The following is a 13,832-nucleotide window of genomic DNA, read 5'->3' on the forward strand; positions in this document are numbered from 1 at the left end:
AGGTTGTGAATTGCACGCGGGGCCTTTGGCGATGACACAGGGTGGTGATGCGACTTCTGCGTGACATGACGGCGGCGGGCCTTCTGGCCCTGTTCCTCTCCCTGCCCGCACGGGCCGAGGAGCCGGGCGCGATGGCGCTGGCGCTGGCCGCGACGCAGGCCCGGGACTGGGTCACCGCCCGCGATGCGGCCCGCGCCGCGGGGCCCTTGGGAGAATCGCTGGTGGCGTGGCACGCCCTGCGCGCGGGATTCGGCGAGTTCGCCGATTATGCGGCCTTCCTGCGCGCCCATCCCGACTGGCCGGGCCTCGCCCTGCTGATCGAACGGGGCGAGGCCAAGCTGCGCCCCGGCGCGGATCCCGACGACATCCGCCTGTGGTTCGACGGCCGCGCCCCCACGACCCGCGCCGGGCTGGAGGCGCTGACCGCCATCCTGCCCGCCGATGACGCCGCCGCCGCCCGGCGCGCCTTCTTCCTGGACCAGCCCCTCTCGGCCGCGGACGAGGCCGCGCTGCTGGCCGCCCATCCCGACCTGGCCGCGCTGATCCCGGCGCGCGTCACCGCGATGCTGGATGCCGGGGAATGGGCCGATGCGGAGCGCCTGCTGCCCCGGCTGCCCGATGCCGACCGCGCCCTGCCCCGCGCGCGCATCGCGCTGCAGGCCGGGCGCGACGGGGTGGACGACCTGATCCTGGCACTGCCCCAGGACCTGCGCGCCGATCCGGGCCTGACGCTGGACCGCTTCGACTGGCGCGTGGGCGCGCGCCAGCATGACGGCGCGCAGGCGCTGATGCTGGAGGCCTCGACCGATGCCGAGGCTCTGCGCGATCCCGCGCGATGGGCCTCGATGCGGGTGGACTACGCCCGTCTGGCGATGCGCAACGGCGATTGGGACCGCGCCCTGAGGCTGGCCACGCCGCATTTCCTGACCCCCGACAACCGCCATTACGCCGATCTGGAATGGCTGGCGGGCTTTGCCGCGCTGAAGACCGGCGATGCGGCCCGCGCGTTGACCCATTTCGACCATCTGGAGACGGTCGTCGGTGCCGCGATCAGCAAGTCGCGCGCCTTCTATTGGCAGGGCCGCGCGCGTGAGGCCCTGGGCGACGAAGCCGCCGCCCGCACCGCCTATGACGCGGCGGCCGACCTGCCCGGCACCTATTACGGCCAGCTGGCGATGGAGAAGGTCGGCCGCACCCTGCCCGCCGACTATGCCTTGGCCGATCCGGCCATCGACACCCTGCCCGACTGGCGCGGCAGCGCGCTACGCGAGAACCCGGTCTTTCGTGCCGGGCTGTGGCTGGTCGCCAGCGGACGGCGCGACGATGCGCAGCGCTTCCTGCTGCACCTGGCCGAGACCGCCGCCCCCGAGGACATCGCCCGCATGGCGCGCCTGATGTACGAGGCCGGGACCCCCTGGCACGGGCTGCGCCTGGCCAAGCAGTCGGCGAACCAGGGCGTGATCTGGCCCGTCGCGCATTTCCCCCTGACCGGGCTGGAGCGCGAGGATCTGGGTCCGCCCCCCGAACTGGTCATGGCCATCGCGCGCCAGGAATCCGAATTCAACCACACGGCCAGCAGCCCGGTGGGCGCGCAGGGGCTGATGCAGGTCATGCCCGGCACCGCCGAACAGGTCACGCGCCAGATCGGCATGCCCTATGACCTGGCCCGCCTGTCCAGCGATGCCAGCTACAACGCCCGCATCGGGTCGCAATACCTGATCGACCTGGCCGACCGGTTCGGCCCGTCCGTGGCGCTGATCGCGGCGGGCTACAATGCCGGGCCGGGGCGGTCCGCGCGTTGGCTGAACGATTTCGGCGACCTGCGCCGCGATGCCGATCCCGTGGACTGGGTCGAGCTGATCCCCTTCGACGAGACGCGCAATTACGTCATGCGGGTGGCCGAGGCCCTGCCGATCTATCGTGCGCGCATCCATGGCGCGCCCGCGCCGGTCGTCACCCGGTGGGATCTGTCGGGCGGCGGCGCGGTGCCGCCTCCGCCGCCGCGCCTGACGCTGGCCCTCTCGGCCAAGCCGCGGCCCAAGCCCTTCATCGGCCCGCGCCTGCCCGCGGAGTGGTTCACCGCGATCGGGCCCGCTGTCGCCACAGAGTGAACAGGCTGGCCGCGACCACGATCGCGGCCCCGATCACCACGTTGCTGCGCAGCGTCTCGTCGAACAGGACCACGCCCAGGATGCTGACCCAGACCAGCTGCGTATAGCCGAAGGGCTGCAGCGCCGAGGCCTCGGCCAGCTCATAGCTGCGGATCATCAGATAATGCGAGGTCATGCCGCAGACGCACAGGCAGGCCATCCAGACCCAGTCCATCGGCGCCATCCACTGCCAGTCCCAGATGCCCGCCAGCGTCATGGCCACCGCCCCCGACACGCCGGTCCAGAAGAAGCTGACCATCGCCGGATCGTCGCGCGACACGTGCCGCGTCAGCAGACCATAGAGCGCGAACATCAGCGCCCCCGCGAAGGGCAGCAGCGCCGCCCAGCTGACCACGCCCCCGCCGGGGTTGAGGATCACCAGGATGCCCGCGAAGCCCACCCCGATGGCGGTCCAGCGCCGCCAGCCGACCGCCTCGCCCAGGACCGGCCCCGACAGGGCCGCGACCAGCAGCGGATAGACGGAAAAGACCGCATGAGTCTCGATCAGGCCAAGGCGCACGAAGGCCTCGACCATGATCAGCACCTCCAGCGCCAGGATCACTCCGCGGGCGATCTGGGTCAGGGGGCGTTTCGTGCGGATGGCGCGTTTCAGCCCGCCGGGCTGGCGCGAGACCAGCGCGATCACGAACAACGCGAAGACCCAATAGCGGATCATCACGATCAGCACCGGCGGATACTGCCCGCCGAGGATGCGCGAGAACACGTCCTGGAACGCAAAGATCAGGCTGACCGTGCACATCATCGCAATGGCGAGGCCTGTCCGGTCCCGCAGGGGCGCAGGCGTGGCGGGCGGCACCGGCGGCGGGGCCGCGACAGCGGCGGACGCGGCATAGGGCTGGGGGGAACGGTCGTCGGACATGGGGCGCGCTTTCGGGATCAGCCCCTGTTGCGCCCCCGTCCGGACAAGGTCAAGGGAGGGTCAGGGTTGCACGGGATGCAATCCTGACCTGTTGCGCCTCAGTCGCGGGCGCGGATGATCTTGGCGAAGGGTTCCAGCAGGGTCGGGTTCGCCGCGATGAGGCGTCCCGATTCCAGCGGATCGTCGCCCTCGCGGATGCCGTGGACGAAACCGCCCGCCTCGCGCACCATCAGGATGCCCGCGGCCACGTCCCAGGGCTTGGTGCCCCGCTCCCAGTAGCCGTCGAAGCGGCCGCCCGCCACATAGGCCAGGTTCAGCGCGGCCGAGCCGAAGCCCCGCACGCCCGCGACCGCGGGCATCAGCTGCGCGAGATCTTGGATCATCGCGGGCAGAGGGCCGGTCCCGGCATGGGGGATGCCGGTCGAAAAGACCGAATCGGCCAGCCGCGTCCGCCCCGAGACGCGCAGGCGCTGGTCGTTCATGTAGGCGCCGGCGCCCTTCTCGGCCACGAACAGCTCATCCTTGGCGGCGTCGAAGATGACGGCGGCGACGATCTCCTTCTTGTGCTCCAGCGCGATGCTGACCGCCCAATGCGGCAGGCCGTGCAGGAAGTTCGTCGTCCCGTCCAGCGGATCGACCAGCCAGCGGCGGGTGGGGTCGTCGCCATCCTCGGCGCCGGTCTCCTCGCCCAGCCAGCCATAGCTGGGGCGGGCGGTGCGCAGCTCTTCCTTGATGATGCGCTCGGCCTCGCGGTCGGCGCGGGTGACGAAGTCGCCCGCCCCCTTGACGCTGACCTGAAGGTTCTCGACCTCGCGGAAATCCTTCACCAGGGCGCGCCCGGCCTTGCGGGCGGCCTTGATCATGACGTTCAGATTGGCGCTTGCCATCACATGCTCCGGGAATAGGGGTTGGCCGCGTCATAGGGCAGACGCGCCGGAAAGCCAAGCATCAGGCGGCCCATCAGGTCTGGGGACCGCGCAGCATGCGCAGGGGCTCGGTCCGCGACAGGCGCAGCACATGCGCCATGTAGGGCTGGGACAGATCGCCCGTGCGCACCGCGGCATAGAGCCTGCGCCGGATGCCCTGCGGCCCCAGGGGCAGCAGCGCCAGTTCGGGATTGGCCGCCTCGCGCCGCAGGACCCAGTCCGGCATGACCGCCACGCCGCGCCCCGAGGCGACCAGCATGACCGCCACGGCGGTCAGCTCCACCGTGCGCTGGCGGGCGGGCTCGATGCCCGCGGGGGTCAGGAACTGGCTGAACACGTCCAGTCGCGCGCGGTCCATGGGATAGGTGATCAGCGTCTCGCCGGACAGGTCGGCCGGATCGGCATGGCCCTTTGCGACCAGCGGATGGTCCGCCGGCACGACCAGCGTGGGCGCATAGTCGAACAGCGGCTGGAAGGTGACGCCCGCCAGATCCTCGGGGTCCGAGGAGATCACCAGGTCCACCTCCTCGCGCACCAGCGCGGGCAGCGCGCCGAAGGCCAGCCGCTGGCGGATGTCCACGTCCACCTCGGGCCAGGCGCGGCGGAAGATGTCCAGCACCGGCAGCAGCCAGTCGAAGCAGGCGTGGCACTCCATCGCGATGTGCAGCCGCCCGATGCGCCCCGCCTCGACGCCCTTGAACTCGGCCTCGGTCGCCGCGACCAGGGGCAGGACCTGCTCGGCCAGGCGCAGCAGGCGCATGCCCGCGGCCGACAGGCGCATCGGCTTGGCCCGGCGGACGAACAGTTCGACCCCGGCCTGCTCCTCCAGCGCCTTGACCTGATGGGACAGCGCGCTCTGCGTGATGTTCAGCACCTCGGCCGCGCGCGCCAGGCCGCCCTGTTCGTGGATCGCGTGGACGGTGCGCAGATGCCGCAGCTCCAGATGCATGATGAATGAAACTCAGGTTGATCTTGAGGATTATGAATTTGTCTCACGCGTTGCCGCGTGGCACAAGTCCCGCCAACAGAAAGGATTCGCCATGAGCACGCCCAGGATCAGCTTCGAATTCTTCCCGCCCAAGACGCTGGAAGCCTCGTTCAAGCTGTGGGAGACCGCGCGCGCCCTGGCGCCGCTGGACCCGGATTTCGTCTCGGTCACCTATGGCGCGGGCGGCACGACCCGCAAGCTGACCCATGAGGCCGTGACCACGATCAACCGCCAGTTCGGCCTCGAGGTCGCGGCCCATTTGACCTGCGTCGAGGCCACCCGCGCCGAGACGATGGAGATCGTGCAATCCTATGCCGATGCCGGCATCCGCGAGATCGTGGCGCTGCGCGGCGACGCGCCCCAGGGGGCCGACCGCTTCACCCCGCATCCCGACGGCTTCGCCCATTCGGTCGAACTGATCGAGGCGATCGCGGCGCGCGGCGACATGACGATCCGCTGCGGCGCCTATCCCGAGCCCCATCCCGACAGCCCGGACAGCGATGCCGACGTGGCCTGGCTGAAGCGCAAGATCGAGGCCGGGGCCAGCAGCGCGATCACGCAGTTCTTCTTCGAGCCCGAAACCTTTTTCCGTTTCCGCGACAAATGCGTCGCGGCGGGGATCGACGCGCCGATCATCCCCGGCCTGCTGCCGGTCCAGAGCTGGGCGGGCACCAAGCGGTTCGCCGCGACCTGCAACACGACCGTCCCGGACTGGGCCGAGGAGGCGTTCCAGCTGGCCGCGCTGGACGGGCCCGACGCGACGCGCCAGCTGGCCACCGGCCTCTGCGTCGATCTGTGCGAGCAGCTGATCGCCGGCGGGGTCGAGCAGCTGCATTTCTACACGCTGAACCGCCCGGATCTGACCCGTGACGTCTGCGCGGCCTTGGGCGTGCGCCCCAAGGCCGGGCTGGAGGCCGTGGCCTGAGGCCAGGCCCTCAGGCCGGATCGACGGGCGGGCCGCGCCAGCGGGCGGCCACGGCCGCGCGGACCGGTCTGCGGGGCGGGCGATGCGCGGCCAGATGCCCGGTCAGCCGCACGGGTCCGGGGACCGGCGTCGGGACGGTGGGGTGCAGCGCCTCGGTCGCATAGCGCCCGGCCAGCCGCGATGTCCGCGCCAGGAACGCCTTGCCCCAGTTGCGCCATGTGCCGATGGACGGCGCGGTCGCGTCGCAGGGGAACAGGCCCCGCCAGTCCGCCGGCAGGGGCAGGCCGACCTGCTCGGCCCGCTCCAGCATCCAGACCAGCGGGATGTTGGCCAGGGGCCGCGCGAACTCGAACCCGCCCAGTTGTCCGCCGATGTCGGGATGGGCGCCGCGGAACCACATCTGCTCGATCCGCCCGGCGGCATGGTCGTCGTCCCACAGCATCGGCGCGAAGGCGGCGCGGGTCTCATCCAGCGCCAAGGCCTGGAAGCCATGCTCGATCCCCTCGCCCAAAGAGGCGTCGTGAAAGCGGAAGCGCGGCTCGGTCAGCATCCACAGCACCGGAAGGCGCAGGCCCAGGGCCATCACCGTGTCGAAGCATCCGACCATCCGGATCGGCGCCTGCGCATGGCACCGCCTGCGCCGGAACGCGGCCATCGCCTGCGGCGTGCCGCCCTGATGGTAATAGCGCCAGGCCAGCCGGATATGACGTTCGGTCGCGGCGTCGGCGCGCAGGAGGCCCACGCGGCTGATCATCCCCGCCAGGCTGCGCACTGCAAAGGCGCCCCGCGAATAGCCCAGCATCACGATCCGGTCGCCGGGGCGATAGCCCGAGGCCAGCCAGCCATAGGCCTCGGTGATGCGGGTCTCCAGGATGCGGCCCATCATCAGGTCCGGCAGTGTCCGCCATCGCGCCCATTGCTGGCCCATGCCGTAATGGATGCGCAGCCGGCCGGGCGGCATGGCGCCCAGCTGTCCGGTCAGCAGCCGGTGGATGCGGCCGATGGAGCTGCGCCTGCCATCGGCCAGCGAGGCGAAGGTGCCGTCCATCAGCACGACATGGGTGGTGGGGGGTCGGATGGCGCTCATGCCCAGACCCTAGCACGGGGGCATGAGCAAATGGTTACGACAGACGCATCACCGTCGCGTGGGTCATGGCGCCGAACCCGTTGAAGCGGGTGTTGGTGACCGTGGAGTAGGCGCCCGCGCCGTGGAAGATGACGTAATCGCCCTCGTCGATGTCCTCGGGCAGGGCCAGCTCTCCGGGCAGGCGGTCGACCGAATCGCAGGTCGGGCCGAAGATCACGCGCCCGCCCTGCTCTCCGCCGCGGGGGCGGCCCTGCGGGTCCAGGACCTCGATCCGGTCGATGTTGCCGATGATCGGCAGCTCGGCCAGACCGCCATAGACGCCGTCGTTCAGGAACACATGGCCGCCGTCGCGTACGCCCTTGACGCGGGTGATCAGCGCATAGGCATCGGCCACCAGACCCCGGCCCGGTTCGCAGACCAGGGCGGGCGCGTCGGTGCCAAACATCTCGGTCACCGTGTCGGCGATCTCCTGGAAGATCGAGGCCAGGTCCGGCTCGACCCCCACCACGCGATGCGACGGGAAGCCGCCGCCCACGTTCAGGCGCACCGCGCGCACGCCCGCCATGTCGCAGATGTCCTTGGACACGCGGATATAGCTCTCCCAGGCGATGGGGTCGGTGCATTGCGTGCCGGGATGGAAGGTCAGCGACGGGACGTAGCCGCGCCGCGCGACCTCGGCCAGGAGTTCCGCCGCCAGTTCGGGCGATGCGCCGAACTTGGACCCGAAGTCATAGGCCGCGCCCAGCACCGGCAGCTTGAAGCGCGGAGAGATCTCGACCCCCTGCCCGTCCACCTGGGTCGGCACCTGATCGAACAGCTTCTCCAGCTCGGAGCGGCTGTCCACCGACCAGGCGCGGATGCCTTGAGCCACGCCATGCGCGATCTCGGAGCGGGCGCGGACGGGGTTGTGGTAATGGCGCGCGGCGTGCGGCGCCATGCGGCCGATCAGGTCGATCTCGAAGGGCGATGCCACGTCGAAACCCTCGATGCCGGCGGCGACCAGGTTCTGGATCACGGCCTCCTCGGGGTTCGACTTGACCGCATAGGTCACCAGGCCCGGAAAGCCCTCGACGAACTGCCGCGCCCTGTCCTGCAGGACCGTCGGCGCAAAGACCATGACCGGATGTTCCGGGGCCAGATGTCGGATGACCTCGGCCGGATTGTCCCAGACGGTCTTCTGCTGTCCCATCGATGTTCCTTTCAGGAGCTGGAGCGGTGGCCGGAATGGCGCAACCAAGATGGCGCTTTTCGGTTCCGATTTCACCGATGAAAAGGGTAGAATCACGCGCCTCACCAGTTATTATGACCAAGAACATGTCATTTTGACGAAAGCGGCGGGCAGGCACCCCTTGGACGATCTGGATCGGAACATTCTTGCGCAGCTGTCGGGCGATGCGCGCATGTCGGTGGCGGTCCTGGCCCGCCGGTTGCGGGTCGCGCGGTCGACCGTGCAGGCCCGGCTGGAGCGGCTGGAGACGACCGGCGCCATCGCCGGATACACGCTGCGTCTGGGCGAGACCGCCCGCGCCGCGCGCATCCGCGCCACCGTCCTGCTGGCGATCGAGCCGCGCGCCCAGGCCGCGGTGCTGTCGCGCCTGAAGACGATCCCGCAGGTCGAGCGCATCCACACCACTAGCGGGCGGGTGGACATGCTGCTGCTGCTGGCGGCGGAATCGACCAGCGATCTGGACGACACACTGGACCGGATCGGCGCGGTCGAGGGGGTGCGGTCCTCCGAGAGCCTGATCCACCTCTCCACGAAGCTGGACCGCGCGGTCTGATCGGGCTTGATCCGAATCTGCGACAGGCGGACAGTTTGTCGCAGAGGAGGACTGCCATGACCTATTATTCCGGCTTCGTCGCCGCCGTGCCCGCCGACCGGCGCGAGGACTACATCACCCATGCCAAGGCCGCCTGGCCGATGTTCAAGCGTCACGGGGCGCTGCGCATGGTCGAGGGCTGGGGCGAGGATGTCCCCCACGGCACGCGCACCGACTTCTATCGCGCGACCGAGGCCAAGGAGGGCGAGGTTCCCGTGTTTTCCTGGATCGAATGGCCCGACCGCGCCACCGCCGACGCGGCCTGGGCCGCGATGATGCAGGAGGAGCACCCCGAGATGGCCGAGATGCCCTTCGACGGGGCGCGCATGTTCTGGGGCGGCTTCGCGCCGATCGTGGACGTTTCCTGACGGGCTTGGCCTTTGGCCCTTCATTCGCTAATCCCGACGCAACAGATGGGGTGACGCGATGACGATGGACAAGAGCTTTGACGCACAGGCCGCCGAGGCCCGGATCAGCGCCGAATGGGAACGGACCGGCGCCTTCGCCGCCGGCGCCAATGCGCGCCGGTCCGAGACCTTCACCGTGATGATCCCGCCCCCGAACGTGACGGGCAGCCTGCATATCGGCCACGCGCTGAACAACACGCTGCAGGACATCCTGGTCCGCTGGCACCGCATGCGCGGCTTCGACACGCTGTGGCAGCCGGGTCAGGACCATGCGGGCATCGCCACCCAGATGGTCGTGGAACGCCAGATGTCCGCGCGCGGAGAGCCGGGCCGGCGCGAGATCGGGCGCGAGGCCTTCACCGCCAAGATCTGGGACTGGAAGCGCGAATCCGGCGACACGATCATCAATCAGCTGAAGCGCCTTGGCGCCAGCGCGGATTGGTCCAGGAATGCCTTCACCATGTCCGGCGCCCCCGGCGCGCCCGCGGGCGAGGAGGGCAATTTCCACGACGCGGTGATCCGGGTGTTCGTGGACCTCTACAACAAGGGCATCATCTATCGCGGCAAGCGGCTGGTGAACTGGGACCCGCATTTCGAGACCGCAATCAGCGATCTGGAGGTCGAGAACCGCGAGGTTCCGGGCCACATGTGGCATTTCAAATACCCGCTGGCGGCCAATCCTGAAACTGGCAAACGCGAGACCTATGAATACGTGGAACGCGACGAAGACGGCCGCGTGACCCTGCGCGAGACGCGCGATTACATCTCCATCGCCACGACCCGCCCCGAGACCATGCTGGGCGACGGCGCGGTGGCCGTGCATCCGTCGGATGCGCGCTATGCCCCCATCGTCGGCAAGCTGGTCGAGATCCCGGTCGGCCCCAAGGAGCACCGCCGCCTGATCCCGATCATCACCGACGAATACCCCGACCCCGATTTCGGCTCGGGCGCGGTCAAGATCACCGGCGCGCATGACTTCAACGACTACGGCGTGGCGCAGCGCAACGGCATCCCGCTCTATGCGCTGATGGACGGCAAGGCGCAGATGCGCGCCGACGGGCTGTCCTATGCCGACAGCGCCGCCATCGCGACCCGCGCGGCCCGGGGCGAGGATGTGGGCGACGTCACCGCCGTGAACCTGGTCCCCGAGGATCTGCGCGGTCTGGACCGGCTGGAGGCCCGCAAGCGCGTGATCGACCAGGTCACCGCCGAGGGCCTGGCCGTCACCTATCTGCACAAGGAGATCGAGCCCGAGACCGGGGCCGAGCATCTGGAGCGCCGTCCCGTGATCGAGGCCAAGCCGATCATGCAGCCCTTCGGCGACCGCTCGGGCGTGGTGATCGAGCCGATGCTGACCGACCAGTGGTTCGTGGACACCGCGCGCATCGTCGAGCCCGCGCTGGAGGCCGTGCGGTCGGGCCGGACCGAGATCCTGCCCGAGCAGCACAAGAAGGTCTATTTCAACTGGCTCGAGAACATCGAGCCCTGGACCATCAGCCGCCAGCTGTGGTGGGGCCACCAGATCCCGGTCTGGTACGATGCCGAGGGCAACCAGTACTGCGCCGCCACCGAGGCCGAGGCGCAAGCCATGGCCCCGGGCAAGGCGCTGACCCGCGACCCGGACGTGCTGGATACCTGGTTCAGCTCGGGCCTCTGGCCCATCGGGACGCTCGGCTGGCCCGAGCCGACCAAGGAGCTGAAGAAGTACTTCCCGACCGACGTGCTGGTCACGGGCTTCGACATCATCTTCTTCTGGGTCGCCCGGATGATGATGATGCAGCTGGAGGTCGTGGGCGATGTGCCGTTCAGGACCGTCTATGTCCACGGGCTGGTGCGCGACGAGAAGGGCGCCAAGATGTCCAAGTCCAAGGGCAATGTCATCGACCCGCTGACGCTGGTGGACGCCTATGGCGCGGATGCGCTGCGCTTCACGCTGACCAGCATGGCGGCGATGGGACGCGACCCCAAGCTGGGGCCCAAGGCCGTCGAGGTGAACCGCAACTTCGTCACCAAGATCTGGAACGCCACCCGCTTTGCCGAGATGAACGGCGTGCGCGGCGGCGGCGCGCGGCCTGAGCCCGCCCATGTCGTGAACCGCTGGATCATCGGAGAGACGGCGCGCATCCTGATGGCTGTCGACGAGGCGCTGGCCGCCTATCGCTTCAACGATGCGGCGACGGGGCTTTACGCCTTCGTCTGGGGCAAGGTCTGCGACTGGTATGTCGAGTTCGCCAAGCCCCTGTTCGACGGCGATCACGCCGAGGAGACGCGGGCCACGATGGGCTGGGTGCTGGATCAGTGCTTTGCCATGCTGCATCCGATCATGCCCTTTGTCACCGAGGAGCTGTGGGCGCTGACCGGGGACCGCGACCGGATGCTGGTCCATGGCGACTGGCCGGAGCTGGGCGCCGATCTGATCGACGCCGAGGCCGACCGGCAGATGAACTGGGTCATCGCGCTGATCGAGGGCGTGCGCTCGGCCCGCGCGCAGATGGGCGTGCCGGCGGGGGCCAAGCTGGACCTGGTCGTGACCGAGGCGGATGCGGCGGCGCGCGCGGCGCTGTCGGCCAACGGCCCGCTGATCGAGCGGCTGGCCCGCGTCAACGCACCCGCCGATGGCGTGGCGGGCAAGGGGATGATCGCGGTCTCGGTGCAGGGGGCGAGCTTCGCGCTGCCCATCGGCGACGTGATCGACGTGGCGGCCGAGACCGCGCGCCTGCAGAAGGCCGTGCAGAAGTCCGGCAAGGATGCCGAGGGCCTGCAGAAGCGTCTGTCGAACCCCAAGTTCGTCGAGAATGCCGAGGCCGAGGTGATCGAGGAGACCCGCGGCAAGCTGTCCGCGCTGGAGGATGACATCGCGCGCCTGAACGCGGCGCTGGCGCAGCTGGCGGCGATGTGAGCCTGCGCCGACGGAGGCGCCCGGCCTTGCGGACGGGTGCCTCCGGCGGGGATACTTCAGTGAAGAAGAAGCGGGGGCGGCCATGGGCTGGCTGGAGCGGATCGCCGAGAGGATGATGCTGAAAGCCCGGGCCGAGGGCAGGCTGACCGGCCTTGAGGGCGAGGGCAAGCCCCTGCCCGACCGGCCCGTGGAGCGGGACGGGACCGCCGCCGGGTTCCGGATCATGGCGCAGGCGGGCGTGCTGCCGCCCGAGATCGTGCTGAAGAAGGAGGTTCAGGCCGCGCAGGCCCGTCTGACCGGGATGCCCGAGGGGGCGGAGCGGGAGGCGCTCTTGGCCGAGATCGCCCGGCTGCAGATGCGTCAGGCCATCGCCGAGGAATCGCGCCGCCGCTTCATGCGGGACTGATCGCGGCCAGGGCGCGGGGCAGCGCGTCCTCCAGCACGTCGAGCTCGTGGAGCGGCGCGGTGCTGATGCGGATGCAGCGGTCCAGGGGGGACACGCCGGGCATCCGGGCGAAGACGCCCTGATCCGCCAAGGCGGCGATCAGGGCGCGGGCATGGGCGCCGTCGCGATGCGTGTCCAGCGCCACGAAATTGGTGGCCGAGGGCAGCGCGGTCAGGCCGTTCGCCGTGCCGATGGCGGCGATGCGCTCGCGGGCGGCGGCGACCTCGGCCACGACATGGGCGAGCCAGCCCTGATCGGCCAGCGCGGCCAGGGCACCGGCCTGCGCGATGCGGTTCACGCCGAAATGGTTGCGGATGCGGTCAAAGCCCGCGATCAGGTCGGGCGCGCCCAGGGCATAGCCGATGCGCGCGCCCGCCAGCCCGTAGGCCTTGGAGAAGGTGCGCATGCGGATCACGCGGGGATCGTCCGCCGCGATGTCGGGGATGGCCGAGGCTGGGGCGAATTCCGCATAGGCCTGATCCAGCACCAAGAGGCAGTCGGCGGGCAGGCGCTCCAGCAGGGCGGTGATCGTCGGGGCGTCGTGCCAGCTGCCCATCGGATTGTCGGGATTGGCCAGATAGACCAGCCGCGCGCCGGTCGCATGGGCGGCCTCCAGCAGGGCCTCGGGGTCTTCGGCATCGTTGCGATAGGGGACCTTGTGCAGCATGCCGCCGAAGCCCGCGACGTGATAGTTGAAGGTCGGATAGGCCCCGTCAGAGGTCACCACCGCATCGCCCGGCGCGACGATCAGCCGGACCAGGGTGCCCAGCAGGCCGTCGATCCCCTCGCCCACCATCACGTTCTCGGGCGCGACCCGGTGATGAGCGGCCAGCGCATGGGTCAGGTCGTGGTTCGTCGAATCGCCATAGCGCCAGACCTGGCCCACCGCCTCGCGCATGGCGCGGGCGGCCAGGGGGCTGGGTCCGAAGGCGCTTTCGTTGGCGCCGAGACGGGCGGCGAAGGGCGCACCGCGCTGGCGCTCCAGGGTTTCGGGGCCGACGAAGGGGACGGTGGCGGGCAGGCCCGCAGGCAGGGGTGCGAAGCGCATCAGAAGGCGCGGAAGGTCATCGTGGTCAGGGTCCGGCTGATATGGGGGATGTCGAACAGGCGCTCGGACAGAAAGCGGCCGACATCCTGATCCTCGGGGATGTAGACCTTGGCGATCAGGTCGAAATCGCCCGAGGTGGAATAGAGCTCGCTGACCACCTCGCGATCGTAGATGGCCTCGGCCACCTGATAGGTCTTGCCGGGCTCGCAGCGGAACTGGACGAAAACGGGGCGCATCGGGGTCTCCTTCGCGGGCAG

Annotated in this window: 13 protein-coding genes; 6 read left to right on the plus strand and 7 right to left on the minus strand. The window is 69.8% G+C overall.

All coding sequences use genetic code 11. The features are described from left to right. The first annotated feature begins 47 nt into the window (after nt 1–47). Complete coding sequence (locus AACG61_RS13945) at nt 48–2,111, plus strand: lytic transglycosylase domain-containing protein (protein WP_411837703.1); 2,064 nt, start codon at nt 48–50, stop codon at nt 2,109–2,111. On the opposite strand, the gene AACG61_RS13950 is transcribed toward AACG61_RS13945, so the two are convergent. The 3 genes from AACG61_RS13950 to AACG61_RS13960 form a co-directional block, all read right to left on the minus strand. Further along, complete coding sequence (locus tag AACG61_RS13950) at nt 2,077–3,030, minus strand: DMT family transporter (protein WP_411837704.1); 954 nt, start codon at nt 3,028–3,030, stop codon at nt 2,077–2,079. The two genes, AACG61_RS13945 and AACG61_RS13950, sit on opposite strands and share 35 nt — an antisense overlap. A gap of 98 nt (nt 3,031–3,128) precedes the next feature. Next, nucleotides 3,129–3,920, minus strand: a complete 792-nt coding sequence (locus AACG61_RS13955; RefSeq protein WP_411837705.1) for an inositol monophosphatase family protein — start codon at nt 3,918–3,920, stop codon at nt 3,129–3,131. Between the two features lie 70 nt (nt 3,921–3,990). Beyond that, nucleotides 3,991–4,905, minus strand: coding sequence for a LysR family transcriptional regulator (locus AACG61_RS13960; protein WP_411837706.1), 915 nt, complete (start codon nt 4,903–4,905; stop codon nt 3,991–3,993). A 91-nt stretch (nt 4,906–4,996) separates the two neighbouring features. Here AACG61_RS13960 and metF point away from each other — a divergent pair, with 91 nt between their 5' ends. Further along, entirely contained in the window at nt 4,997–5,869 is an 873-nt protein-coding gene (metF, locus tag AACG61_RS13965) for a methylenetetrahydrofolate reductase [NAD(P)H] (RefSeq protein WP_411837707.1), read from the plus strand. 10 nt (nt 5,870–5,879) lie between these two features. Here metF and AACG61_RS13970 read toward each other — a convergent pair whose 3' ends face one another. Continuing rightward, complete coding sequence (locus AACG61_RS13970; protein ID WP_411837708.1) at nt 5,880–6,956, minus strand: DUF2235 domain-containing protein; 1,077 nt, start codon at nt 6,954–6,956, stop codon at nt 5,880–5,882. Between the two features lie 34 nt (nt 6,957–6,990). Next, a complete protein-coding gene (locus AACG61_RS13975; RefSeq protein WP_411837709.1) occupies nt 6,991–8,145 on the minus strand; it encodes a type III PLP-dependent enzyme in 1,155 nt (384 codons plus the stop codon). 160 nt (nt 8,146–8,305) lie between these two features. Here AACG61_RS13975 and AACG61_RS13980 point away from each other — a divergent pair, with 160 nt between their 5' ends. From AACG61_RS13980 to AACG61_RS13995, 4 genes are all read left to right on the plus strand, one after another. Then, a complete protein-coding gene (locus tag AACG61_RS13980) occupies nt 8,306–8,737 on the plus strand; it encodes an Lrp/AsnC family transcriptional regulator (protein ID WP_411837710.1) in 432 nt (143 codons plus the stop codon). Between the two features lie 56 nt (nt 8,738–8,793). Then, a complete protein-coding gene (locus AACG61_RS13985) occupies nt 8,794–9,144 on the plus strand; it encodes a DUF1428 domain-containing protein (protein WP_411837711.1) in 351 nt (116 codons plus the stop codon). Between the two features lie 58 nt (nt 9,145–9,202). Beyond that, on the plus strand, nt 9,203–12,082 hold the full coding sequence (locus AACG61_RS13990) for a valine--tRNA ligase (protein ID WP_411837712.1): 2,880 nt from the start codon (nt 9,203–9,205) through the stop codon (nt 12,080–12,082). A gap of 82 nt (nt 12,083–12,164) precedes the next feature. Next, entirely contained in the window at nt 12,165–12,488 is a 324-nt protein-coding gene (locus AACG61_RS13995; protein WP_411837713.1) for a DUF1992 domain-containing protein, read from the plus strand. On the opposite strand, the gene AACG61_RS14000 is transcribed toward AACG61_RS13995, so the two are convergent. Both AACG61_RS14000 and AACG61_RS14005 read right to left on the minus strand, forming a co-directional pair. Continuing rightward, nucleotides 12,475–13,575, minus strand: coding sequence for a pyridoxal phosphate-dependent aminotransferase (locus AACG61_RS14000; RefSeq protein WP_411837714.1), 1,101 nt, complete (start codon nt 13,573–13,575; stop codon nt 12,475–12,477). The genes AACG61_RS13995 and AACG61_RS14000 overlap by 14 nt on opposite strands. Continuing rightward, nucleotides 13,575–13,811 carry an Lrp/AsnC ligand binding domain-containing protein gene (locus tag AACG61_RS14005; protein WP_411837715.1) on the minus strand — a complete coding sequence of 79 codons (237 nt, stop codon included), beginning with the start codon at nt 13,809–13,811 and terminating at the stop codon, nt 13,575–13,577. Before AACG61_RS14005 ends, AACG61_RS14000 begins: the two co-directional genes overlap by 1 nt. Nucleotides 13,812–13,832 lie beyond the last annotated feature (21 nt).

Origin of the sequence: Paracoccus sp. ME4, assembly GCF_046736325.1 — a bacterium.
GTDB lineage: Bacteria > Pseudomonadota > Alphaproteobacteria > Rhodobacterales > Rhodobacteraceae > Paracoccus.